Below are 26168 nucleotides of genomic sequence, written 5' to 3'. Positions count from 1 at the left end.
TTAGCTGAAAGTCTCTACTTTTTCCACAAAGTCGCGGTAATGTACCGCCGGGATAAAATGCTGTTGCGAACGGTATTGAAGTACCATAAAAACAAGGAAGAGAGAAATCAGGAAGGATTGCAGCATCAGGATCATCAACGTACTTCCCAGTGTGGATGCCCAGCCCGGCGTAGCATTTCCGATCAGTTTCAGAAACAGGATAACGAAAATGAATGCGATCGCGAGACCGGACATCATAATGGAAAAGATCAGGATCCGCACCGCCGTGGTATCTACCATCACCGAAATGGCACTTAATCCGTGTAAAACCAGGGAAACAAAATTCATTTTGCTTTCGCCAGCTAATCTTGTCGCGCGGTTTGTTAAAACAGAATCGTAAGGAATCCTGGATTTGATAATGCCTCCGGGGTAATTATTCCAGATCTCGGAAACACGCACGAGGTTTTGGAGGCGGCTTTGCGGGATCAGGCTGAAATTACCAAATGTGATGACTTTCCCTGTCAGCAGCTTGAAAACCAGCTTATAAATCACATAGAAAAACCGGAACAGGAAGTTTTCAGTGCGTTTATTTCTTTCGGCAAAAATAATCTTGTCAGGTTCTTGCAAAGATCTCGCTACGAGGCGGTTAATGTCGCCGGGAGCATCTTCGCCATCGGCGTCCATCACGATTACTTTATCCGCAGGCATGTGCTCAGCGACATGTGAAAGTCCGATCGCGATCGCTTTCTGATGGCCCAGGTTGCGGTATAATTTAAGAAGCTTGATTTCTTTTCCCCGAAACGGAGCGAAAGGATTTACCTGTCGTTTAGAGGAGCAATCGTCGACGATCAGTAAAGTTGTGTTTGCTAAAATCGCGGTGTCGACGTCTGCATTAATTTTTTGTATCAGAAGATTCAACGCCTCCCAGTCGTTGAATTGGGGAATAATAATGACAAAATTTTCTGACATGGGAGAATAAGAATTGAGAATCTCCGAAGATACGCACTTCGGAGATTCAAAAAGATATTAGGCCGTTTTTACTCCAAGTCGCGAAGAGATACCGTCGTGGATTTGAGTCAGTGTCTCAACCAGACCATATTCCCAGTTCCAGTCCGGATAATGCGATTTAAATTTGGTAAGATCGCTCACATACCAGATGTGGTCGCCGACGCGGTTTGTGTCAGAATATGAATAAGAAAGCTTGTTTCCGGTAATTTGCTCGCACAATGCAATCGCTTCCAGCATCGAGCAGTTTGCAAAACGTCCGCCGCCTGCATTGTAAACTTCGCCTGGACGGGGATTTTGATAGAAATGCCAGAACATATTTACAAGGTCGTGGCTGTGAATGTTGTCACGTACCTGCTTGCCTTTATATCCGAAAATCGTGTAATGATTTCCAGTGATCGCACATTTCATCAGGTAAGCAAGAAAACCGTGAAGCTGCGCGCCGGAATGGTTCGGGCCAGTCAAACATCCACCACGGAAAACCGCCGTTTTCATTCCAAAATACCGGCCATATTCTTGTACCATGATATCCGCAGCAACTTTTGAAGCCCCGAAAATCGAGTGTTTTGTATGGTCGATGCTGTGGTTTTCGTCGATGCCATTTATAAAATAAGGATGGCTTTCGTCAATTTCCCAGCGGGTTTCAAGCTCGATAAGCGGCAGGTAATTAGGGTTATCTCCGTAAACCTTATTAGTAGAAGTAAAGATGAAAACAGCCTCAGGAGCATGCAAGCGTGTCATTTCGAGCATATTCAACGTACCTACCGCATTTACGCCAAAATCGGTAAACGGCTCGCGAGCTGCCCAGTCATGGCTTGGTTGCGCAGCAGCGTGAACGATCATTTTAATGTCGCTTCCGTACTCTTTGAATATCGGTTCAAGCTGGCTGGCTTCGCGAATGTCTGCAGAGTAATGCTTGTAATTGTTGAATGCACTTTCAATGCGGTTCTTATTCCATTCTGTATTCCCATCAGCGCCAAAGAAATATTCGCGAAGATTGTTATCAATACCAATGACGAGATCAAACTTGTCGGCCAGGAAAGCAACCGATTCGCTTCCTATCAGTCCGGCCGAGCCGGTTACCAAAGCTATATTCATGTGTTGTGTACTTTTAATTGCTTGTTCTGTTCTGAAAGATGGATTTCACCTGCCTCGAATACGTAAAGTAAATTAAAAATGTTCAATTGTCACAACCGGCGTTAGTGAACGGATACGAGGGAAAAGGATTATATCCGTACTACGGTATTGAAATTGTTCAATCAGTGGGGAGGGGTATCTCAAAAAAAAGATATCCCCGGATGAACAGGGATATCTTCGTTTATTTCTTAAATGATGTCTTATTGTTTGACAACGGAACTGGTTGAACCGCCATATAATTTCGCACGGATGTCACTCACACGGGTTTCCAGCTCAGGTTTTGCGTCATATTTGTATGACATCTGGCGGGGAAGAGAGTCAGGGCTTACGCCGTAAACGTACTCGTTTCCTTGGTTCAAATCCTTCTGCTCGATGTGATTGTATTTTTGGTAATCACAAGATGAAAGCAGAGCCACACACGCAACAAACGCAACTATTTTATTGAATTTCATTTCTTGATTGTTCATAGGATTGTCTGCAAAAATAACCGCCAATTTCATAACCACCAAATACTGGCAGATTGAAATCCTATTTTTTTAACTCTGCCAACTCGTTATGCACAAACTGCATCAGTTCTGTAATGTTCTGTTCTGAAAAATCAAAAGAAATGTTGGCAGCCTGGTAAATTTCACCGATTGTGGCTGTGTAACCCAGTTTCAATGCATCCAGGTAACCTTTCAAACCTTTGGCCGAATTTTCACGGTAGTTTTTCCAAACGCCGATCGCTCCAAGCTGCGCGATACCGTATTCAATATAATAAAAAGGCACCTCGTAAATATGAAGCTGGCGCTGCCACAGGTATTTTTTAAAGTTCTCCAATCCAGTCCAATCCATTACTGAATCCGTAAATTCCTCATAAATGCCCGTCCACGCTTCCGTGCGTTGTTCAGGCGTATGTTGCGGATTATCGTACATCCAATGTTGGAATTTATCGATCGTCGCCACCCAGGGAAGCGTTTCCAGGATCGATTCCAAATGCTGGATCTTGGCTCTTTTCAGGTCGTTTTCATCTTCAAAAAACTCATCCCAGAAATCCATGGTGATCAGTTCCATTGACATGGAAGCCAATTCTGCAACTTCGGATGGAGTATGTTTGAACGAATTCAATGCTAAATCTCTGGTTACCAGCGAATGCACCGCATGACCTCCTTCGTGAAGCAAGGTGACCATGTCGCGGAGGTTTGAAGTTGCATTCATGAAAATGAAAGGAACGCCAATTTCGTCGAGCGGGTAATTGTACCCTCCCGGCGCTTTTCCTTTCCTGGATTCCAGGTCGAGATGCTTCATGGTTTTCATGATCCGCAGGCAATCGCCCAAAAACGGATCGAGTCGTGTAAAGCAGCGGATGGTTTTATCGAGCAGTTCTTCGCCGGTTGAAAACGGTTTCAATGGAGGCAGGCCACTTGGATCTACTTTGGTATCCCAGGGGCGAAGCTGTTCGAGTTTCAACGCCTCTTTCCGCTCAGCCGCCGCATTACTCAGCATTGGGACAACCGCTTTTTTGACCGAAGCATGAAAATCGAAACAATCCTGCGCCGTGTAATCGAACCGGCCCATTGCCGCAAACATGTAGTCGCGATAGTTGGCAAAACCTGCATTTCGACCAACATTGTCCCGAAGTCTGACCAGGTTATTGATCAACTCGTCCAGCTTTTCATGATCTTCATAACGACGGCCTGCAATGGCGCGCCAGGCTTCTTCCCGTACGTTTCTGTCCGTAGATTGGAGACGGTCTGCAGCTTTTTGCAACGTCATTTCCTCGCCATCGAGCGTGACCGTCATTGCACCGGCGACTGCGCCGTATTTGCGCTCTTCCGTCTGCATTTCGGTGATCAGCGGAATGTTTTCATCACGGAAAATCTCGATCGCCTTTTTCATTCCCCGCAGCGTAATCGCAAATCCGGCATCGGTAAGTTCGCTGAGAAATGGATTGTCGACTACCTTTTTATCCAGTTCATTGCCATATTCGGCAAGTTTTGGCTGAATTTCTGTGATGAAAAACTGTAATGCGTTGATCAGGCCCTGATTTGCGGTGTCGCAAGTTTGACGAATGTAGCGCCAAGCGAAATTTTCTGATAAATACGATTCGATTTCACTGCGGTCCGAAAACCATTGTCTCAGATCATCGGCGGAATTAATCTCTCTGTTTTTCAGGTTTTCAAAAAATGGCTCTACATCTTCCCATTTTTTTAACTCAAATTCTTCCCCAATAAAAGCTCTCTTCGAGCGCGTCGGGATATGAATGGTTTCTTGTTCTGTCATTTTTGTAAAGGCAATTTGTAATAAACTGAAAGGTATTATTTTAAAAAAGGTCTCGAACGAATCTTATTAATATTGACCGTTGTAAAATGGTCGAAAAGCGAGTTATTCCGCGGCATATTGAAGTATAGCCTGAATGGATTCTATACTAAGATCCGGGTACATCATTCGCAAATCTTCCATGGAGGCACCTTCGCCAAGTTTTAGAAGAATCATCTCAACGGGTAGCCTCGTACCCTTTATCACCGGTTTGCCCAGCATCACACGATGATCAGATGTAATGAAATTTTTATAGTTCATAGTTAAAGCAAGTCGTTTCAACAACCATTTAAAAGTACTAAAAATTGCTAACCCTGAAATTTGGTTTCTTGTCGCTGCGTGGCGTCGGTGAGATTATCCGTAATCACACTTTCCGTTTCATCCACGTTTGCAAATGCATAGATCATTTTATCACGGTCGAATTCTTTTTCATGGTTGGCGAGCCAGATAGTAGCCACGCCGTTTCCGATAAAGTTGGTAATCGCGCGGGCCTCCGACATAAACCGGTCGACGCCAAGTAATAACGCAAGTCCCTCGACCGGGATTACTTTGATCGCCGTGAGCGTGGAAGCCAGAACCACAAAACCGCTGCCCGTTACTCCCGCGGCGCCTTTTGAGGTGACCATTAAGATCCCGATCAATGAGAGTATCTGCCCGAATGTAAGGTGTACATTGAAAACCTGGGCCAGAAATATGGTCGCCATCGAGAGGTATATGGTAGTCCCGTCGAGGTTAAATGAATAGCCTGCTGGTACGACCAGCCCTACTACGGGTTTCGAACAGCCCATTCGTTCCAATTTTACCATTAAAGAAGGCAATCCGGCCTCTGAGGAAGATGTTCCGAGCACGATCAGCAGTTCCTCGCGAATGTATTTGAGGTAAGACCAGAGATTGATCTTACATGTGCGAAGAATGAGCCCCAGCACACCGAAAATAAAGACCGCCATCGTCGCATATACCGTTCCCATGAGTTTGGCGAGCGGTAATAAAGTATCAATACCATACTTTCCAATGGTATAAGCCATTCCCCCGAATGCACCGATCGGTGCGAAGATCATAACCAGATGCAAGGCGCGGAAAACGTATTTTGAAAAAAATTCAAGCCAGTGAATGACTTTATCTTTTCCTGAATATTTACTTAAAAACGTCCCCAGAACGAGCGAAAACAGCAACACCTGCAAAGTGACGTTGTCCAGAAAAAACTGTAACCAGCTAAAATCCTGCACTTTACTTGCATAAGCAGAAATGTCGCCTTTTTGCAGACTGCCGGTTACCACACCGTCGCCCGGCCTGATGATGTTGGCTACGATTATTCCGACAATGAGTGCGAGGGTAGTTACAACTTCGAAATAGAGCAAGGCTTTCGCCCCAACTTTGCCGACTTTTTTCAAATCCCCCATACCAATGATCCCCATTGTGATGGTCAGGAAAATGATCGGGTTTATGAAAAGCTTGACAATTTGAATAAACCCTTTCCCCAAAAATTCCATTTCCACAGCCTGGGCAGGATAATAATGGCCCAGAAGTGCGCCGCAGGTAATGGCAGTAAGTACCCAGAAAGTAAGGTTGGTAAATAACTTTTTCAATTTCAGCCTGATAAGGTAAAGGAATAGTAAAGGGGTAATTTATGAATTTACAATAATAAAAGCCCGGCGCCGGACTTTCCTGACGGAAAAGTAAATTTTTCTAAACTATTTATACTTGGTCTAAATTAATGCCATATATTTGCCGTTAACCTCGGTTTTTGATTAATACAATATCAATCCCTCATGCAATGCAGTCGTCTTTGAGACATTTCATTCTGATCCTGTTTTGTCTGACCAGTGGAACGGTTAGCGCCGATAAGGTCTTGCGCATCGTTTCGGCAAATGGGACATTGAGTGAAATTCTGGTGGGTTTGGGATTGGAAAAGCAGATCGTTGGTGTGGATGTGACGAGTACCTATCCTGCATCACTGGATAAAATCTCAAAAATCGGACACAATCGCACCATTGCAGCCGAGGGGATTTTGACACTCAATCCCGACATTATCGTATATACCGATCAGAGCATGTTAACTCCCAATGTTGTGAAGCAGCTGGGCAGTGCAGGGAAAAAGCTGGTACAATTCAAGCATGAATATTCGAAAGAAGGTGCGATAAAGCTGATCAGAGAGGTTGGTGCCTATTTTAATGCAAAACCGCAGGCCGAAAAGCTTATCAAAACCCTGCAGTCAGATCTTACAAAAATCCCGGCCCCCAGAAATCCTAAGAAGCTGCTTTTCATATACGCGAGAGGAACGGGGACATTGATGGTGTCGGGAACGGGAACGTCGCTGGATAAAATGTTCCTGCTGGCCGGACATAAGAACGCCGTGGAAGGATTTACCGATTTCAAACCGTTAACTGCTGAGTCACTGGTTATTGCAAATCCGGATGTACTGGTGCTTTTTTCAAGCGGGCTCGAAAGTCTGGAAGGAATGGACGGGCTGTTAAAAGTCCCGGGTATTGCAAATACAAATGCAGGAAAGAGCCGGAAGATCGTCACCATGGACGGTCAGTTATTAACCGGTTTTGGGCCGAGACTGGGCAAAGCAGCATTGGAGCTTTCACAAAAAGTAAACTGACCGATGCTGACAGAAATAGAAAACGAGACAGATATTGAGGCTAAAAACGTTTCCGAGCGGCTGTTTTTACCTTCGTCAACGGGTAAAATGGTCTGGATACTTAGCTCATTATTAATGATTTGTGTCGTTTTTTCCGCGTGTACCGGCGCATTGTCCATTTCGCTTTCTGAGTTTGGCGAGATTATCGGGTACAAGCTTGGGCTGGTGAGCGCAACAACGGTCGACGAACAAAAATCCATCGTATTCTGGGTGATCAGGTTACCGAGAGTTTGTCTGGCGGTGCTGATCGGTGCCGGCCTGGGGATTGCCGGGGCATCACTTCAGGGACTTTTCAGAAACCCGATCGCCGATTCTACATTAATTGGAGTCACTTCCGGGGCGTCGCTTTTCGCTGTTTTCGTATTAATGCTCAACGTTAAATATTTTGGAATGCTGAATGAACTCGCTGGGGTTTACAGCATTTCATTTGTTTCATTTATCGGTGCCGCAGTCACGACTTTTTTTGTATATCAATTATCGAAAATTACCGGGGACGGAGGCATTACTACGCTGCTTTTGTGCGGGATCGCTATAAATGCGTTTGTCGGCGCAGTGACCGGGCTGATGACTTACCTGGCTGATGACCAGCAACTCCGGAGTATTACCTTCTGGAACCTGGGGAGTCTGGGCGGCGCAACGTGGACGTCGGTTTTGGCAGTGGCCCCATTCGTAATGGTTTCGGTTTTATTCATGCCCTATCTTTCCAAAGCACTGAATCTGTTGGTTTTAGGCGAAAGTCAGGCTGCCAGTTTAGGGGTGAATATGAAAGTTTTGAAACAAAAAGTAATCATTCTGGCGACAATGGGTGTCGGGGCCTCGGTTGCAGTCGCCGGAACAATTGGTTTCGTCGGACTTGTAGTGCCGCACATTATACGCACCACATTTGGGCCTAATCATAAAACGCTGATCGTTGGTTCGGCCCTGGCGGGCGCCATCGTGCTGACTCTGGCGGATACGTTATCCAGGACCATCGTGGCGCCTACGGAAATGCCGATCGGGATCCTTACTTCTTTACTTGGAACACCTTTCTTCATTTACATTCTCTGGGAGCAAAAACGGAAAAGGCTATGATAGAAGTTCGTCGGGTGGGATTTGAAGTCAGAGGACGTAAACTGTTGGAGGATGTAAGCTTCGCAGTGAAATCCGGAGAGTTTTGGGCGGTGGTGGGTGCGAATGGCGCAGGTAAGTCTACGTTAATCAAGCTGTTATCGTCTGAGTTAACCCCAACTTCCGGTCATGTTGACTTTTTGGGCAGGGATTTAAAAAACTATAAATTGAAAGAACTTGCCCGCAAAAGAGCGGTTCTTTCTCAGCAAAACACTATTTCGTTGTCGTTTACCGTCCAGGAAATTGTTTTAATGGGACGTTATCCATTCTACGATTCCGAACCTGAGCAGCGCGATCTGGCGATTGTGGATGTATGCCTGAAAAAGGTAGGGATCGGGAAGTTGAAAAGCCGGTTATATCCCACACTCTCCGGCGGTGAGCAGCAGCGTGTGCAGGTGGCGCGTGCACTGGCGCAGATCTGGGAGGTGGAAAACGGGTTGCTGCTTCTGGACGAACCTACAACCGGAATGGACCTGCTTCACCAGTTCGAAACATTCCATTTGGCCAAAGAGTTAACCAAAGGCGGATTCGCGGTGATCGCCGTTGTACACGATCTGAATCAGGCTTTGCAGTATGCCGACAAAGTACTAATGCTAAAAGATGGCCGGAGCTACGGCATAGGAGCGCCCGACGAAGTTTTGACGGAAAACGCTATAAAAGCCGGATTTGGATTGCCTGTACAAATAATCCAACCCGACGGTATCGACTTTCCGATCATTGTGCCAGATGTAAATCCAGCCTTGCTGACACTTTCATAAAACTGAGTTTTACCATTAAATAAGATAGAAATGAGATCAACCCTTTCACCTGACGGAACTGAATTAAAAGAGCGTTGGGCCGAGTTCAGGCTTGCGAATCCAAAAACAAGAATACGTGATGCTGCCAACGAACTGGGCACAACCGAAGCAGAACTTCTCGCGACCGGATTGGGAGAAAACGTATCCTTGCTCGAAGGAGATTTTCGTGAATTAATGAAGGAAATGGGTTCACTGGGCCACGTAATGGCACTTACCCGTAACGATCACGTGGTGCATGAACGCAAAGGCGTGTATGAAAAAATCTCGTTCAATAACCACGTTGGCCTTGTGCTGGGAGAGGATATCGACCTTCGTTTGTTTTTGGGGGACTGGAAATTCGGTTTTGCAGTTTCTGAAAACGATCGCCATAGTCTGCAGTTTTTCAACAGTTTTGGGGAAGCTGCACATAAGATCTATCTGACCGAGAAAAGTAGTAAAGAAGCTTACGATGCACTTGTAGCTAAATATCTGGCTGCTGATCAGAATGTTAAGCTAAATATTACCGAGAAAACGGAAAAGGCTGCGGAACCCAATGCAGAGGTTGAGATAGATGTTCCTGCATTTCAGGCCGAGTGGCTCGGATTGAAGGATACGCACGACTTTTTTACATTACTTCGGAAGTATAAGCTCAGCAGAAAGCAGGCATTGCGTCACGCTCCCGAGGGTTATGCATACCGGATCAAGCCTGAAAGTATGAAACTGGTATTTGAAGCGGTTTCAGAAACCGGGCTTCCGATCATGGTTTTTGTTTCAAATCAAAATTGTATTCAGATCCACACCGGCCCGATCAAAAAGATTTTTGTAATGGGTCCCTGGCTGAATATTATGGATCCTGAATTTAACCTGCATTTGCGGGAAGACGCCATCGATGAGGCTTGGATTGTGAGAAAACCGACCGAGGATGGAATCGTGACAGGCATTGAGCTGATTGATAAAGAAGGTGTGATGTTCAACCAGTTTTTTGGTAAACGCAAACCTGGAATTCCTGAATTGAAAGAGTGGCCGGAACTTCTTGAACGTACGGTTATTAAGACAGACTTATAAATTAAATTTCGTCATAGTAATTAAAAACCGGTTCGCATTGAGCCGGTTTTTTTGTTTTTATAGTTTATATTCCAAAGCTTTGAAAATCAAAAATTTGTAAACTTTTGTATCTAAATTAAAAACTAACATCCTGATATTGAGAAATATAAATAATATTTTTTGTTAACATTTTAAACTTATACATGCCGCTTGTATAAAATTCTGTACATTTACAGTCTTCATACATCACGAAAGATTCCCCCATATACTCACCAATGGAAACCATAAAATCTTCCCAATCCGCACGTACCTACACGACGGATGAAGCCTACCAGGCGTCTCTCGAATACTTCAAAGGCGATGATCTTGCAGCCCGTGTTTGGGTGAATAAATATGCTTTAAAAGACTCCTACGGAGCGATTTATGAAGCTACTCCAAACGATATGCACAAAAGGATCGCCAGTGAAATTGCGAGGATCGAAAAGTTATATCCGAATCCACTGAGTGAAACTGAAATCTTCGATCTGATCAAGGATTTTAAATATATCATTCCGCAGGGAAGCCCGATGACCGGGATTGGTAATCCCTACCAGATCGCTTCGCTGTCCAATTGCTTTGTAATTGGTAATAATGGTGCTTCCGATTCATATGGAGGCATTATGAAGATTGACCAGGAGCAAGTGCAGTTAATGAAACGTCGCGGCGGCGTGGGGCATGATTTATCCCACATCCGTCCAAAAGGTTCTCCGGTTAAAAATTCTGCATTGACTTCTACAGGCATTGTGCCATTCATGGAGCGGTTTTCAAATTCCACCAGAGAGGTAGCCCAGGATGGTCGCCGGGGTGCGTTAATGCTTTCTGTGGCGATCCGGCATCCTGATTCTGAGGATTTTATCGATGCCAAAATGGAGCAGGGCAAAGTGACCGGCGCCAATGTCTCGGTGCGGATCGATGACGAATTCATGAAGGCGGTCGATTCTAAAAGTGTTTACAAACAACAATATCCGATCAAGAGCGCCAATCCATCGCATTTGAAAGAAATCGACGCGACTACGCTTTGGAAAAAGATCGTCCATAATGCGTGGCGATCGGCGGAGCCTGGAATCTTGTTCTGGGATACCATTATCCGCGAGTCTGTGCCGGATTGCTACTCGGACCTGGGTTATGAAACAGTTTCTACAAACCCTTGCGGCGAAATACCACTTTGTCCGTACGATTCGTGCCGGTTGCTGGCGATCAATCTGTTTTCGTATGTGGATGACGCATTCACGAAAAAAGCGACATTTAACTGGGCATTATTTAAAAAGCATATAGCAGCCGCCCAACGGATGATGGACGATATCATCGATCTTGAACTCGAAAAAATTGACGGGATTCTTCAGAAAATCATTGCTGATCCGGAAGACGAGGAAGTGAAAAGAGTGGAGAAAAACCTTTGGCTGAACATTCAAACGAAGGCGAGAGAAGGCAGGAGAACGGGTATCGGCATTACCGCAGAAGGTGATATGCTGGCGGCGCTGGGCTTGCGTTATGGAAGTGATGAAGGAAATGAATTCGCCGTTGAAATCCACAAAACCGTTGCATTGGAGGCATATCGCGGCTCGGTACATACGGCAAAGGAACGAGGTGCATTTTCCATTTTTGATTCGGAAAGAGAGAAAAACAATCCATTTATTCTCCGTTTGAAAGAGGCGGATGCGCAATTGTATTATGAAATGCTGGAATACGGCAGACGTAATATTGCATTGCTGACCATCGCACCGACTGGTACTACAAGCCTGATGTCACAAACTACGTCGGGTATCGAGCCGGTATTTTTGCCGGTTTATAAAAGAAGACGAAAGGTTAATCCAAATGACAAGGATGTCCGCGTCGATTTTGTGGATGAAGTCGGCGATTCGTGGGAGGAATATGTGGTTTTTCACCATCGTTTCAAGGAATGGATGGAGGTGAATGGGCACGATCTCACAAAGAATTACTCTCAAAAAGAGCTGGATGATCTTGTCAAAAAGTCGCCTTACTACAAAGCAACTTCGAATGATGTTGACTATTTGAAAAAGGTAAAAATGCAGGGCGCGATCCAGAAATGGGTAGACCATTCGATCAGTGTGACCATTAATATGCCGAATGATGTGACCGAAGAGTTAGTCGGCGAATGTTATATGGAAGCGTGGAAGGCTGGATGTAAGGGAGTTACGGTTTATCGAGATGGTTCCAGATCGGGCGTTTTGATTGCCAATACTGAAAAGAAGGAAGAAACCACTGCCGACGGGCTTACTCCATTCCCAACGGAAAGACCCCAGATCTTAGAAGCCGATGTAGTCCGTTTTCAAAATAAGAAAGACAAATGGATTGCATTCATCGGTTGCATCGATGGCCGGCCGTATGAAATCTTCACCGGGTTTGCCGACGATGAAGACGGTATTTTGATTCCAAGATGGGTTAATGACGGTTTGATCATCAAAAATCGCGAGGCGGACGGAAGCTCGCGATATGATTTTCAATACAAAAATCCACGCGGTTACAAGACGACCATTGAAGGATTGTCTTACAAATTCAATCCGGAATATTGGAATTATGCGAAGTTGATTTCCAGCACATTACGTCACGGTATGGCGATTGAAAAAGTGGTGGATTTGATCAGCAGCCTGCAACTGGACGAAGCGATCAATACCTGGAAAGCCGGGGTTGCACGCGCATTGAAACGGTATATCCCGGATGGAACGGAAGCTGCGAAGCAAAAATGCCAGAATTGTAATTCTACAAACCTGTTATATCAGGAAGGCTGCCTGACCTGCAAAGATTGCGGTTCTTCGAAGTGCGGGTGATATTGGTAAAAAAAAGAGGAGACTGGCCAGTCTCCTCTTTTTTTTTTAACCAGAAAAATCTAAAGGTGATCTTCTACAACTCCTAAATAGCTGAATGGAGTCAATGCGCGTAGTTCTTCGCGTATTTTTTCGGAAACGTCGAGCGTTTCGATGAATCTGGAAATCGAATCGTGCGTGATCTTTTCGTTTGTACGCGTCAGTTCTTTTAAAGCTTCATATGGTTTTGGATAACTTTCACGCCTCAAAATGGTCTGGATTGCTTCCGAAACAACGGCCCAGTTATCTTCCAGCTCGGATTTCAGCATTTCGCCATTTAATTCCACCTTACCCAAACCCTTCATCAGCGAATTCAATGCGATGGCAAGATGCGCGAGGGGAACCCCGATATTTCTGAGCACAGTTGAATCCGTAAGGTCGCGTTGAAGACGTGAAACGGGCAATTTTGCTGCAAAATGCTCAAACAAAGCAGACGCCAGACCAAGGTTTCCTTCCGAATTTTCGAAATCAATCGGGTTCACTTTGTGCGGCATCGCCGACGAACCGACTTCACCTGCTTTGATCTTTTGTTTGAAATAACCCATTGATATGTAAGTCCACATATCGCGGTTCAAGTCGGTAAGTATGGTATTAAGCCTTTTTAGGCAGTCAAATGTCGCTGCGAGGTTGTCGTAATGCTCAATCTGGGTGGTATGCTTGCTTCTCTTTAATCCTAGGCCTTCTACAAAGCGGTTTGCAAAAGCCATCCAGTCTTGTTTGGGGTAAGCCGCGTGGTGCGCGTTGAAATTGCCGGTAGCGCCGCCAAATTTGGCAGAATGAGGAATCTTGTCCAGCATTTCAAGCTGACGTTCCAATCTTTCAACGAAAACAAGGAATTCTTTTCCTACCCGTGTCGGTGAAGCGGGTTGTCCATGTGTGAAAGCGAGCATCGGTACATTTTTCCATTCAATCGACATTCTTTTTAACACAAAAAGAACCTGGCGGAACAACGGTTTGATCTGACGTTCCAGCGCGTCTCTCAATGAAAGCGGGATCGCCGTATTGTTGATATCCTGCGAAGTAAGGCCGAAATGGATAAATTCCTGATAAGACTCAATTTCCAGCTTTTCGAATTGTTCTTTAATAAAATACTCAACCGCCTTTACATCGTGGTTGGTCACTTTTTCGATATCCTTAATATGCAATGCGTCCTGCTCGCTAAAATCCTCATAGATCTTCCGTAGTAACGCATATTTCTTCTTATCAAATTCGGATAGTTGAGGCAGAGGAATCTCGCAGAGTGCTATGAAATATTCGATTTCAACGTATACTCTGTAATAAATCAGGGCATATTCAGAAAAATAAGCCGAGAGCTCAGATACTTGTTTGTAATAACGGCCATCGACGGGAGAGATCGCCGTAAGTTGATTTAAAGACATGATTTTCAATACTCAAAATTGATTATCAGGTAAAGTTAGTAGAATTCATCGTCCCAAAATGGTATAAACAGCATGAAATATTCTTTTTGGTATTTGCGACAGATTTTATAAAACTAATCGCATATTCGCGCATTCAATCCATTTATATCACATGCAGCCTTCCCCTTTTATCGGAGAATTAGTAGGAACAATGATGCTCATTTTGCTGGGTAATGGCGTAGTCGCCAATGTTGTACTTAAAAAAACCAAAGGCGAAAGTGGCGGCTGGATCGTGATCACCGCGGGCTGGGGTTTTGCGGTAATGATCGGAATTTTCACTGCGAATGCATTTGGCAGTGCAGCTGCGCATTTAAATCCTGCCGTAACGGTTGGCCTGGCCGTTTTGCGAAATGATTACAGCAATGTGGCGAGTTACATTCCGGCCCAGCTGATCGGCGCATTTCTGGGCGCGATTTTGGTCTGGCTTCAATATTTTCCACATTGGAAGGCGACGGAAGAGGGTGGCGCCAAGCTGGCATGCTTTGCGACGGATCCGGCTGTGAGAGCAACCGGGCCTAATTTTCTGAGCGAATTTATTGCTACCCTTGTATTGATCGTGGGAGTTGTCGCAATCGGCTATGCGGGAACTTCTGATCCTGAAAAAGGCGGAATTCCATCGGGAGTAGCACCTTACCTGGTGGGTATGCTGGTATGGAGCATTGGTTTGTCACTTGGCGGGACCACTGGTTATGCAATCAACCCCGTTCGCGATCTCGGACCCAGGATCGCACATGCAATTCTCCCAATTCCGAATAAAGGCAGTTCCGATTGGAGCTACGGCTGGATTCCCGTCGTGGCCCCCATTGCAGGAGCCATCGTGGCGGGGTTGATTCTTCGGGGTTTTTCTTTTTAAAAAACTTACTCGACAACTACTTTTCCTCCTCCCGAGTAACTGCGGTATTCACCTTGGTACATGGCATCGGCAGCTGCCGGGCCCACTGTGAATGTGCCTTTCGAAACGATCCGTACCTGGTAATAGAATGTCTTTTCTATTTTGTTGGCTGTGGTGAAGAAATGGATCCTGTCATCGCGGATATCATAATATTCCGGAGTGGCAGCATTCTTGATCCACGGCATATCTCTAGGCTCGGTTACCCTTGGATTCTCAATTTCAAAACCGGCGGGCAGTAAGTCTGTTACCACTACATTGTCAATCGGTAAACCATTTATGCTTGATAATGTGAGTTTTACGATCACCAAATCGTTTTGGTGAAAAGCTTCAACCGGGGCTCCGTTTCGTGTCAAAAACTGCCGGCGTATGCTTAAACCGTTATCTTCTTCAACATAGGCGCCGGTCGCCGACATTCCCTCGGACTGAGAGAACCAGTAAAGGTCGCCTTTGCCACTCGTTTTGACGGTTAGTTTCTGGTTGACAATTCCTTTGGATAGTTTCATTTCCTTACCTGTGAAAGCTGGCAGCGGTTTTCCATTTGCAGAAACGGTGGCAGTTACTGTGGAGCCGGAGGTTTTCTTGGCGATTTTACCCAAAGCCAGTACGCTGAATGCAGCTTCCTGCGTATTCAGATAAGATGTGGAATTAATAGCTTTTGATAATTGTCTGGCGAGGATCGGGATCTGAGGATTTCCGGGATCACTTTCTAGTAACGTATTGAGAACCAGCGAAACATTGCGCAATGGAGACGAGTAACTATTGTCAATGTAACTCGAACTGTTTTCGGGATTGTAGGCTTTCGGGACCAATGCGGCAAAACTTCTGGCATCACCCGTCAGTTGGAATGCAGCCGCCAGCAAATACTTCGAATCCGTGGTAAGCAAACCCGGATTTTGCTTGTAATAATTCATCGATGACCGGTTTGGATGTCCCGTTAATGCGAGTACGTAAAGCGAGTAAATGGCTTCGCGTCGGGCCACCGATTTCCTTACCTGCGTGCCTGGCGTTGGTTGAGTCTCATATTGCAAGCCAGTACCCGCCGTTGCCAGAACCACCTCGCGGTTGGCCATCGTACCCGTTTGCGCAGTGAGGTAATCGACAGCCTTGCTCATTGTTTTTTCATTGATTTCAAACCCGGCCCGTCTCCCTTCTTCGAGAAAATGAACAGCATACGCCGTCGCCCACCAGTCATCCTCGGTACCGCCAGGCCACATCGTCATTCCGCCGTTGAAAAGTTGCTGGGCTTCCACTTTCCGGATCGCCAGTTGAACATTGGTCATCGGATTAAAATCGCTTTCGCCCGTTTTAACTGTATAAATGGGGGCCGCCATTGCCTTGATTAGATCAGCAAAATAGATCTGAGGAAATGCTTTTGAAATGGTTTGTTCGAGGCATCCATATGGATATCCGAGCAAGGTAGAAAGTGCTTTGCCACCTCCCTGAACCAGCGGTGACCGACTGAGCACAACCTGGCTCCGCGTAGTTGCCGGAATAAATGAGGAAGTCAGATCGATAAGTCCTGATTTTTCACCCGCTATTAATCCGGAAGCACTGGTTTTTAAAAGTGGCGATGCCGGCCGGATGGTAATGTCAGTCTGGTTTACAAATGTCTCTTTAAATGCATTTACCTGAACGGTGATTTTGCCTAACCCAATGGCCTGCTGCGCTTTAACCGAAAATACAGCCCGCATTTCTTTTCCAGCCGGAATCATTATTTTCTGAGTTACGGGCATCGCGCCGGAAACGAGAGGGCCATTGAGTTTCAGGGAAACCGTAGCTTCGGTTGCTACATTTTGCGTGTTACTGATATTCACAGGCAAGTTCAGATCGTCGCCCGGACTGAGGAACCGGGGAATTGCGGCGCTGATCACAACCGGATCGGCTACTTTCATATTACGGGTCGCTGAGCCAAATGCATTGTCTTTATATGCGACGGCCATCATCCTGAGATCGCCGCTGAATTGCGGAATGCTGACTTCAAAGGTGGCCTCGCCGTTTCCATTTGTTGTAAGAACCCCACTCCAGAACGAGACTAATTCAGTCCGGCCATTGCTCAGCGGATTAATGCGTCTTTCCAGATCATAGCCATCACCGCCAAAACTGGATGAACCGGTAATACTTAGTTCAGGAAACAATTGTGCATATAAATCGTGACTGGTAACTTCCAATGCGCGTTTCTGATAAAAATGCCCATGAATGTCCGGCGTTTTTGAATTCTTGATCTGCAAAATCCCTTCGTCGACCACGGCAAGCGTAACTTGTGTATTCGGCTCTGTTTTAATCTTAATCTGTTGCTTTGTTTTCGAGCGTGATTTTTCGATTGCCGTAATGTTAACCAGTAATTTGCGGTCTGGCTCTTCCACAAAAATGGGTGTAAATCCGTGGGCCACTGTGAGCGGCATATCCGAGGCTTCCAATGTGCGTATCAAAGTGGCGGTGACAAACACATTGGGTAAATGTGCTTCCTTCATTTCCAGCTTCAGTTCGGCAGCCTTTTTCTCAGTTGTAAGGATGTGTTGTTCCAAAACGTTGTTTCGCTCTACCGTCACCAGCAACCTCCCGTCAAAGGGTGTTTTGAATAAAACAGTGGCTGACTCTCCAACCTTATATTTAGCCTTATCCGTTTCCATTAAAACCCGGCCCTCATTGCTGACTTCGAAAGACGAATATTGCGTATACCCATATCCATAAGCATAAAATCGGGCAATGGAATAATGCGTTGCGCCCGGCCTGCGAACCCTGATCTCGTACTCTCCCGAAACGGTAGGGACATATTTCACTTCATTACGCCCGCCTTTTAATGGTAATGTGTTTGAATAAACCGTCTTTTCTCGCTTTTTGGAAGTGTACTGCAAACGTTCGTACCTTTTCTCGACAACCGTCTGATATTCAATGCGGACTACTTCAATGCTGGCCGAGGTACCGTTTTGTAAAATCCCTTTCCGATTAACCCCGATCAGTTCAATGGGAACGGGTGCATTTACGCCAACATAGGTGTCGGGCAGGCGAATGCCATAGAATGTGGGTTGTGTGTAAACGTCAAACTTTTGCAGACGGTTAACCGGTCGACCATTCTCGTCGAAAACGGTCACGTAAATCTTGCCTTCAAGAACGCCAATGTCTTTCAGGCCAGGGGCTAACACAAATTTTTCATTTGCCTGGCCCTGCTCATTGGTCACACCTTCCCGGGTTTCTCTCTCAAAAGTCGTTTCTGCCGGAATATCGAATGTGAATTCGGGGAATTGTTTTGTATTAAATCCCTTTCTTTTTAATTGGGATTCCATCTCATAGGTACGGTTTGTCGCTGGCGGTCCGAACAAATTGACGGCGGTCGCAGTGAGGGAAATGTTGCCGCCAGAGTTATATTCGGTGGCGGCACCGCTTAAATCCACCTTAATGCGGTCGGGCATAAATTCTTCCACACTTACTCCCTGCGAAGCCAGCAAAACATCGTTCGCATTATACACTTCCAGTACATAACTGCCTGTTAATGAAGCTGCATCGATCTGAATTTGCGTTTCTACCGCACCTTGTTCGTTGGTTGTTTTCCGCCAGGTACGGTACTCACGTCCATTAGGCGTTAGTAATCGGATTTTTAATGGAATCCTGGAAGCACTTTGCCAATTATTGGTACGTAGCACGGTATTGAAATACATGGTTTCGCCTGGACGGTAAATGTCTCTCTGACCATAAATAAATGCCTGCAAACCAGAACTGTTGTCCCGCAATCCTTCCACCTCAAAACGCGAGGTCTCGACTTGCGTGTCGTTAAGGATCAGGAAGTTAAAATCTTCTTTATCACTCGCCGTGATCATCGCGATCTTAAAACCCGGTGCTTTTTCATCCAGTTTGTCCGCGTGCGCAATTCCTTTTCCATCGGTGGTAATGGTATGAACCGTCTGGTTATTAGAACTTACGAGCGTGATTTCAAGATTAGCTAGTGGCTCATTTGTTTTGATTGAATTGGCGAAAACCCAGATTTCGTCTTTTCCTTGTTTGGCGATCAGCCCGATATCCGAAATGGAAACCAGCTTGGTTGCGCCCATATAAGCTTCTTCTTTGGAATTTACGGAAACCAGATAAACGCCGCGACGGCCATTATCGTCGGGTAATGCGATATTGAGGGCCGATGTTCCTTTACTTTTTGGAAGGTTTTCCGTGTCAACGGTTTTATCCACCAATACATCACTAAAATTCCCATCCGGATCGTCGCTGTAATTGAAGCTGTTCATACGCTGCCATTCCTCGCCGACGTAACCATAGTCTTCCCAGCGGTTGTTCCGGATGAAACCCAGGATGTTATTTGCGTAAACTTTGGAAATACGTACCTGAACTTTCGGCACGTTTACGATTTGGACGCCTACATTTTTAGCACTTTTGGTAGAAATATACAATGCCTTTTTGTTGGCAAATGAAATGGCTGCAGGCATTTTCCCAAAAAACAGGTCGCGCGATGTTTCTTCTTCCAGTGTTTTACCCAAAACCCCGCGTAACGTTTTGTTAACCAATAATGTATATGTATCCGTCTCATTGAATTCGCCACGAATAATGAACCCATTCTCAATAGCCTGTGTCTGAACTGTGGTATCCGGACTGAAACTAAAACCGGTCGCAATACTCTTACTGTCAAGTTCTTGTGTGGTAATGACTTTTGCATAGCCAGCATTGTTTTCGAAACCGGTCTGAATGTCAACGATTTCCAAATGCAGCGGGGAAGGTAAACTCGCGGTATTGGTGAGTACTTCCTGGCTTTTCAGCGAAGTATTTGTGATTTGAATGCCTTTTTCGATGGTAATATCGATGGGTACCGCATTATTGTCACCCGGACCTGTATTCGCCAATGCGAGTGTCAGCGACTTGTCGTCGGAAGAGGGCAAAATGCGGTAATCCTGTGACTTGCCTGCAATCGTAACTTTCAATTTTTCGGAGGCGTTCTGGCTATTTACCGGGTAGTTGAAAATCAACTTCAATCTTGCTTCCTGCTTTTCGCTTTCCCGGGAGATCGTCCACCAGCTTTCCGTTTTCGAAAGTTGCAGGTATGGTGTATGAAAATCAATGGGTTCTTTGCTGATATCGTATTTGGTTTCCTTTCCCGACTTTTCTGTCAGCAGATTAGTGAGCCGGGCTTTATATGCAGTGGCGGGATTGAAACCTGCGACAGGTGAAAAAACAAGCTCATTCGCGGCTGTCCATTTGAATTTTCCTTTTACAGCGGGCTCAAACTGCACATATTGTGTGGAATCCCAATCGTCCAGACGACTTTTATCAACAAGATCTTTATTGAATGTAAAAATCAGGTTTTGCGACTGGCTGATCTCGTTTGTGAAGTTGGTTCCTGCAATTCGAATTTCGTTTAATGAGGAACAGCTGTCTAGTATTACTGAGAAAAAAAAGAGAACAAAAATCGGGAGAGAGGAGATCTTTTTCATAAAGTCTGGATATAAAAAAACGGATGATTTTTATAACAAAAAACCATCCGTCTAATTTAAACTTTATAAGTTAATTCAATCCGATTAATCCATTCAAATGAGCCAAAGGTGAGATTTCATATTTTCCGGTGCCTCGATTAAAATGCTTGCATGATTTCGTCAATGGGTTTTGCACCTTCAAAAAAAGAAACGAGCCGGAGAAGAATTGCTTCCACGACGGCGTCGGGGCAAGATGCGCCGCAAGTAAGCATAATGCGGGCCGGACGCGTTTCAGGCAGGTAATTTTCAGTAACCACTTCTTCTTTTGAATGCATATTGAAATGCCGGATCAGCTGCTTGTCCAGTATTTTGTTTACCGATTCAATGAAGTAAGTCGGAAATTTATGCTCGCAAAGTTCTACCAAATGCGAGGTATTGGAACTGTTATATCCACCCGCGACGATCACCAGATCCGCCTCGTGCGTCAGCAACGCATACGTTGCATCCTGATTGTCATTAGTAGCATAACATAATGTATCCCGCGTATTGGCAAAATGAGTTTCCACCTGCTCGGGTCGAAGTCCGTAATGCCGGACCATGATATTTTTCAAATAATCTGCAATTCCTTGTGTGTCAGATGCCAGCATGGTAGTCTGGTTGACAACGCCGATTCGTTTTAAATCCTTTTCAGGATCAAAACCATTTGAATACTGTCCCTGAAACTCTGCAAAAAACTGGCTGGCTGGCACCGAACCGACGATGTACCTGGCGAGCTGCTCAGCCTGTATTATATTTTCAACCACAACGGTCGGCGCATTTTCCTTACTGTGTGAAAAAGTGGCGCGGGTTTCTTCGTGATTCGGTTTTCCGTGAACAATGATCGTATAATCCTTCTCGCCAATCTGTGCAGCCCGGTTCCAGACTTTTTCTACAAATGGACAAGTGGTATCGTAAACGTATGAGTTGATGCCAAGCTCTGTCAGCTTGTTCTGGTTTTCAACCGTTGTTCCAAATGCGGGGACAATGACAATATCTTCGGTAGTAAGTTCCTGCCAGTCAATTAACTGATTTCCTTTTGTATCCATAATGAAACGCACGCCACGGTCGGTCAGATCGCGGTTTACATCCGGATTATGGATCATTTCACTCAGCAGAAAAATACGTTTGTCGGGGTTTTCGGCGATTGCTTTGTAGGCGATATCAATGGCATTTTCAACCCCATAACAAAACCCGAAATGGCGGGCAATGAGAAACTGCACCGGCCCGAAATCCAGCAAAGTAGGCGCATAGTCACGTTTCAGCTTATCGTTTTTACGACGGAATTCCTTGATCGGGGTGATGATCCGGCTCCGGTAAAAATCAGGTATGTTAAACGTTTTCATGAACTAAAATGGTAGATTGCAATTAACAAAATAGGCTATTTTAATACCAATATTCAAAGAGATACGAGCCTTTTTTAAGAACAATGTAAGATGCGCCTTTGTTCGGGTTGTCTTTGTTTTGAAAAATAACTCCGGCAGGATGCAACATGTACTTCTCTCTATTGTCTTTAATTCAGAACGTTCAAAATCTAAACCTTCTGCTTGAAAACACAAATCTATCCCGACCGGCATGTCGAACTGGTGGAGCGTTGTAAACTTGGTGAGCGCAAGGCGCAGTACGAGTTATACAAACATTACTCGAAAGCCATGTTCAACATTTGCATGCGGATATTAAACCACATGGGTGAGGCGGAAGATGCTTTGCAGGAGGCTTTTGTGGATGCATTCACAAACCTGCACCAATTCCGGCAGCAATCGACATTTGGCGCCTGGCTGAAGCAGATTGTTGTTAATAAGGCGATCAACCACATGCGAAGCCGGAAAGTGAAATGGGTGGAAATCGACGAATTCGAGGAAACGCTGGAAAGGAGCGAAAGGAATGAGGATTCGTTTGGACTGGACGAGAGTGATACTACATTGGAAGTAGAACGCGTTCGTAATGCAGTTCAGAAGTTGCCGGATGGTTACAGAGTTGTTTTAAGTCTTTATCTGTTCGAAGGTTACGACCATGAAGAGATCGGAGAGGTGCTGGGAATCAGCGAAACGACTTCCCGGACACAATATATGAGGGCGAAAAGGAAATTGACGGAGATGCTGGGGAGGTGATTTTAGTGGAAATGGTCATTGAGGTCATTAGTTGTCATTGATAGTAGGAAGTCTAAAAACAATGAATGACTACAAATGACAATATCTGACAACCAATGACATTACAAAGCAGAAGTTATTCAGTTATCTAAATTTATACGGATTTGAAAAAATTATTTACACATGACAAGTTAATGAATCTATGAAAAATTCTTCTGATAAAAAAGATCGATTGGAGCGGTTTGTGCGAGATAACAGGGATGGATTTGATACTTTCTTACCGCAGGATTCTTTATGGAACCAAATTGAGAGCCAGTTACATAATGAAATTCCGATAGTTCCAGAAAAGTCCAAAAAAAAAATTAGGCGGTTAAGTAATCACTATTTCGACTGGCGCATTGCTGCCGGGGTATTTCTTGCTCTTGGAATCGGGTTTTTGGTTTATCTCAATAACGAATACGGTATCACCCGTGATCCGCGCGTGGCATTGAAAGTTCCTACCTATGCCCGGGAGTTCAATCAGTATAATGTTGCAATTGATCAGAAACGAGAGGAGATCATCAAGCTCGCCCGGAACAATCCGGAGCTTTATAAAGAATTCTCGGCTGATCTGGAAAGTCTGGAAGTAAGTTACCGTAACCTACGGTCCAGCTTATCGAATGCCCCCAATCAGGAGGCATTACTGGAAGCCATGATCCAGAACCTACAATGGCAGGTTGATTTGCTCAACCAACAATTAGATATTTTGCAACGGTTTAATAAAGTAAAAGATGATACCGATAAAGAAAGCAATAATAACGCACCTGTTATTTAGCCTGGCGGTCGTTCTGACCCACGCCGCGCTGGCAGCTGGCCCGGATCCTGAACAAAAGGGGCTCATCGAAAAACGAAGAAATATTGTGAAGGTTTTCGATGTGAAAAACAACGATTTGCTGATGGTAAACAACCAGTTTGGGCAGGTCAAGATTAATCTATGGAGCAAAGAAGAAATCAAGGTTGAGATCATTATTACCGCAAATGCTCCGTCAGATGGACGTGCTTCCGAATATCTCGGCGCAGTCAATATCGAGGAAAAACGGGTGAAAAACCAGATTAACCTGACCACACACATTGACAGGAAGCAATTTGGAAATACGTGGAGTAACCGGAAAGGAGAGAAGAACTTCATCCAGATCGACTACACGGTTTATATGCCGAAAGAAAATGCGCTCATCGTGCGAAATGAGTTTGGCGATACGGATATTCCTTCCTTCCACGCGCCGCTGACGATCAATTCGAAGCATGGGAATTTTGTGGCAAATTTCCTGGATAATGCGGATAACAAGATTGATCTTCAGTTTTGTACTGCAAAAATCGGAAGAATGGATGGCGGCAGATTAGAATGTCAGTACTCGAACCTGAAACTCGATTTGGGAAAACAGATTCTGATAAGTAATAAATTCGGAGAGCTGCGAATTGGGGATGTAATTGATCTGGATGCGGATATTGATTATTCCGGTACACAAATCGGTACCATCCGTGGCTCCGGGAAAATAAAACTGAATTACTCGGGGAATTTCAAAATAAATGAACTGACAAACTCTGCGCAAAACATTGATATTGAGGCTTCTTATTCCTCTGTGATCTTGCCGGCCGAGGCCAATCAGTTCGATGTTACGGTGAGTTACGGGAATTTCAGCTATCCAACGAGCAATGTGAATTTTTCCGTGCAACCGGCGAAGGATAGTAAATCCTATAAATCGAAGCAGTACCAGGGAAAAATCGGAACCGGCTCAGGCACTAAAATCACGGTCAATTCGCGTTTCGGGGATGTGAAACTCAAAGATTAGGTTCATCTCACTTTTCAAGAAGTACATTATACTTGAAATCCAGCGGATCAAACGTGTCGAAAAGTCGTTGAATAAAGCCGGGATCATTGATGTAAAAATTCAAGAAGTTATCATAACGTTCCTGGGCGATTCCGTTCGGGAACAATTTGTTTTTAAGCCCCAGCAGTTGCTCGATTTCGGACTCATGATTACGTTCCTCGGCTTTCACAATGCGTTTTTCGAGGTGTTTTAAAGAATTCAGAAGCCTGGTTTGTTCCGCTTTTACTGCTCCTTCCATGGTTTGATCCACCGCACTGGCTTTTTCCAAGATAGCTTCAAAAATCGCATTGAATGCTTCTTTTTGTTCGTCCAGGCTCAGTAAATGGGTTGTATTTCTCTCAATAAACGTTTTGCGGAGCGCGACCTCATCGAGGAAAAGATCTTTATAATCGATATTCAGTTTTTTAGCTTTTTTGCATTGATGTCCCGTGATGTACAATGCAAAATTCCTCGGCATCAGCATCGGGAACGGGACTTGGAAATGGTCAAAAACACCTTTCAACTGCATCCAGTAAGGAACCTCTGACGGTCCGCCTATATACGCGAGATTCGGCAGAATAATTTCTTCATATAATGGTCTTAAAATCACATTCGGACTGAAATATTCCGGATGTTTTTCGGATAGATCAAGGATCTCAGATTGAGTGAAAGACAACTCCGTGTTCAACACTTTGAAAAGATCGCCTTCTTTTGTAATTCGCTCACGTACATCGTTTTCGAGATAAAAAAGGTTGATTTCCCGAGCATGGAGGGGCGTATGATAGCCTTGGGAATTCAGTTTCGTGGTGGTAGTAGTAACCAGCTTTTCGGAAATCGATTGGGTAAGTTCCTGTCTGACGACGGGGAGGAAGTGGCGTTTCAGATCCGCGTGATCGGCATCGATACTAATCAAGCCATATTGCCCGAATAATTCATGCATATAACATCGCACGGCATCGGCCAGGGTATTATTTTCAAGGTAGGCTTTGGTAAATAGAAGAGGCTTGTCGGGCAACTGCTTCAAAATCCCCGCCAGTTCTTTCGGATTCAGCCTTCCAACTGCACCGGAATGCTCACCGGTCCATTTATGGGTATGCCCAAATAAATGAAATGTGGCAATTTCTTCGAAGTCATGATCTTCGGAGGCCATCCAGTAAACCGGCACAAAGTTGTACTCCGGATATGCTTCCTTTAATGCCTTCGCAAGGTTGATCGTGGTAACGATCTTGTAAATGATGTATAACGGGCCGGTGAAAATATTAAGCTGATGTCCCGTTGTGACCGTGAATGTGTTTTCTTTTAATAATATCGAAAAATCCGGGAGATAGGGTAGTCCGTGGTATTGCTCAGTCAGAACATTTACCAACGTTTTACGCTTTTCAGGATCAAAAGCAGCTTTCTTTAAAATAACTTCTTCGGCGTTTTCAAGTGCAGGATATGTGCCGTAAAACTCCTCTAATCCAGGTTTTTTATCTATATAATCGAGCAGTAACGCGGGAAACTGGCCTGTTGTTCGCAGATCCACAGAATGCAGGGTCATGAAAGGTGGCTTTTCAGTAACTAGTAGAGAATCCAACGTATTTTTTTCGATTTTGGTCAAAACAACTAACTACCTAACGTGGA

19 protein-coding genes are annotated in these 26168 nt (G+C 44.9%); 9 read left to right on the top strand and 10 right to left on the bottom strand.

Features of this window, described 5'->3' with window-relative positions; translation table 11 throughout:
- From LZG72_RS07575 to dctA, 6 genes are all read right to left on the bottom strand, one after another.
- Positions 1–948 (bottom strand): glycosyltransferase, encoded by a 948-nt coding sequence (locus LZG72_RS07575; RefSeq protein ID WP_233869697.1) that lies wholly within the window; start codon positions 946–948, stop codon positions 1–3.
- A 57-nt stretch (positions 949–1005) separates the two neighbouring features.
- Entirely contained in the window at positions 1006–2082 is a 1077-nt protein-coding gene (locus LZG72_RS07570) for an NAD-dependent epimerase/dehydratase family protein (protein ID WP_233869694.1), read from the bottom strand.
- A 239-nt stretch (positions 2083–2321) separates the two neighbouring features.
- The gene (locus tag LZG72_RS07565) at positions 2322–2588 is read right to left on the bottom strand and encodes a hypothetical protein (protein WP_233869691.1); all 267 of its coding nucleotides are present in this window, start codon (positions 2586–2588) and stop codon (positions 2322–2324) included.
- Between the two features lie 61 nt (positions 2589–2649).
- Entirely contained in the window at positions 2650–4383 is a 1734-nt protein-coding gene (locus LZG72_RS07560; RefSeq protein ID WP_233869688.1) for a M3 family oligoendopeptidase, read from the bottom strand.
- Between the two features lie 102 nt (positions 4384–4485).
- The gene (locus tag LZG72_RS07555) at positions 4486–4680 is read right to left on the bottom strand and encodes a DUF433 domain-containing protein (protein WP_233869686.1); all 195 of its coding nucleotides are present in this window, start codon (positions 4678–4680) and stop codon (positions 4486–4488) included.
- 47 nt (positions 4681–4727) lie between these two features.
- A complete protein-coding gene (gene dctA / locus LZG72_RS07550; RefSeq protein ID WP_233869682.1) occupies positions 4728–6005 on the bottom strand; it encodes a C4-dicarboxylate transporter DctA in 1278 nt (425 codons plus the stop codon).
- Positions 6006–6193: 188 nt separating this feature from the next.
- Here dctA and LZG72_RS07545 point away from each other — a divergent pair, with 188 nt between their 5' ends.
- The 5 genes from LZG72_RS07545 (at position 6194) to LZG72_RS07525 (ending at position 12818) form a co-directional block, all read left to right on the top strand.
- On the top strand, positions 6194–7024 hold the full coding sequence (locus LZG72_RS07545) for a hemin ABC transporter substrate-binding protein (protein WP_233869679.1): 831 nt from the start codon (positions 6194–6196) through the stop codon (positions 7022–7024).
- Positions 7025–7027: 3 nt separating this feature from the next.
- Positions 7028–8134 (top strand): iron ABC transporter permease, encoded by a 1107-nt coding sequence (locus tag LZG72_RS07540; RefSeq protein WP_233869676.1) that lies wholly within the window; start codon positions 7028–7030, stop codon positions 8132–8134.
- Positions 8131–8928, top strand: coding sequence for a heme ABC transporter ATP-binding protein (locus tag LZG72_RS07535; protein WP_233869673.1), 798 nt, complete (start codon positions 8131–8133; stop codon positions 8926–8928). The genes LZG72_RS07540 and LZG72_RS07535 overlap by 4 nt, the downstream gene beginning before the upstream one ends.
- 30 nt (positions 8929–8958) lie before the next feature.
- Positions 8959–10011 carry a hemin-degrading factor gene (locus LZG72_RS07530; RefSeq protein WP_233869670.1) on the top strand — a complete coding sequence of 351 codons (1053 nt, stop codon included), beginning with the start codon at positions 8959–8961 and terminating at the stop codon, positions 10009–10011.
- Positions 10012–10265: 254 nt separating this feature from the next.
- On the top strand, positions 10266–12818 hold the full coding sequence (locus LZG72_RS07525) for an adenosylcobalamin-dependent ribonucleoside-diphosphate reductase (protein WP_233869667.1): 2553 nt from the start codon (positions 10266–10268) through the stop codon (positions 12816–12818).
- A 59-nt stretch (positions 12819–12877) separates the two neighbouring features.
- On the opposite strand, the gene purB is transcribed toward LZG72_RS07525, so the two are convergent.
- The gene (purB, locus tag LZG72_RS07520; protein WP_233869664.1) at positions 12878–14233 is read right to left on the bottom strand and encodes an adenylosuccinate lyase; all 1356 of its coding nucleotides are present in this window, start codon (positions 14231–14233) and stop codon (positions 12878–12880) included.
- A 151-nt stretch (positions 14234–14384) separates the two neighbouring features.
- On the opposite strand from purB, the gene LZG72_RS07515 reads away from it, so the two are divergent.
- Positions 14385–15125 carry an MIP/aquaporin family protein gene (locus LZG72_RS07515; protein ID WP_233869661.1) on the top strand — a complete coding sequence of 247 codons (741 nt, stop codon included), beginning with the start codon at positions 14385–14387 and terminating at the stop codon, positions 15123–15125.
- Positions 15126–15130: 5 nt separating this feature from the next.
- Here the strand turns inward: LZG72_RS07515 and LZG72_RS07510 are convergent, their stop codons facing one another.
- Complete coding sequence (locus LZG72_RS07510) at positions 15131–20593, bottom strand: alpha-2-macroglobulin (RefSeq protein WP_233869658.1); 5463 nt, start codon at positions 20591–20593, stop codon at positions 15131–15133.
- A gap of 137 nt (positions 20594–20730) precedes the next feature.
- Positions 20731–21954, bottom strand: a complete 1224-nt coding sequence (locus tag LZG72_RS07505) for a 4-hydroxy-3-methylbut-2-enyl diphosphate reductase (protein WP_233869655.1) — start codon at positions 21952–21954, stop codon at positions 20731–20733.
- Between the two features lie 201 nt (positions 21955–22155).
- On the opposite strand from LZG72_RS07505, the gene LZG72_RS07500 reads away from it, so the two are divergent.
- The 3 genes from LZG72_RS07500 to LZG72_RS07490 all read left to right on the top strand — a co-directional run bounded on the left by LZG72_RS07500 (position 22156) and on the right by LZG72_RS07490 (position 24527).
- On the top strand, positions 22156–22719 hold the full coding sequence (locus LZG72_RS07500) for an RNA polymerase sigma factor (RefSeq protein WP_233869652.1): 564 nt from the start codon (positions 22156–22158) through the stop codon (positions 22717–22719).
- 181 nt (positions 22720–22900) lie between these two features.
- The gene (locus tag LZG72_RS07495; RefSeq protein ID WP_233869649.1) at positions 22901–23512 is read left to right on the top strand and encodes a hypothetical protein; all 612 of its coding nucleotides are present in this window, start codon (positions 22901–22903) and stop codon (positions 23510–23512) included.
- Complete coding sequence (locus LZG72_RS07490; RefSeq protein WP_233869646.1) at positions 23469–24527, top strand: hypothetical protein; 1059 nt, start codon at positions 23469–23471, stop codon at positions 24525–24527. Before LZG72_RS07495 ends, LZG72_RS07490 begins: the two co-directional genes overlap by 44 nt.
- 7 nt (positions 24528–24534) lie before the next feature.
- Here the strand turns inward: LZG72_RS07490 and bshC are convergent, their stop codons facing one another.
- A complete protein-coding gene (bshC, locus tag LZG72_RS07485) occupies positions 24535–26085 on the bottom strand; it encodes a bacillithiol biosynthesis cysteine-adding enzyme BshC (RefSeq protein WP_233869643.1) in 1551 nt (516 codons plus the stop codon).
- Between the last annotated feature and the right edge of the window lie 83 nt (positions 26086–26168).

This window comes from Dyadobacter sp. CY323 (assembly GCF_021390245.1).
GTDB lineage: Bacteria > Bacteroidota > Bacteroidia > Cytophagales > Spirosomataceae > Dyadobacter.
The sequence above is the reverse complement of the archived record's forward strand: the minus strand, read 5'-3'. Positions and strand labels throughout refer to the sequence as shown.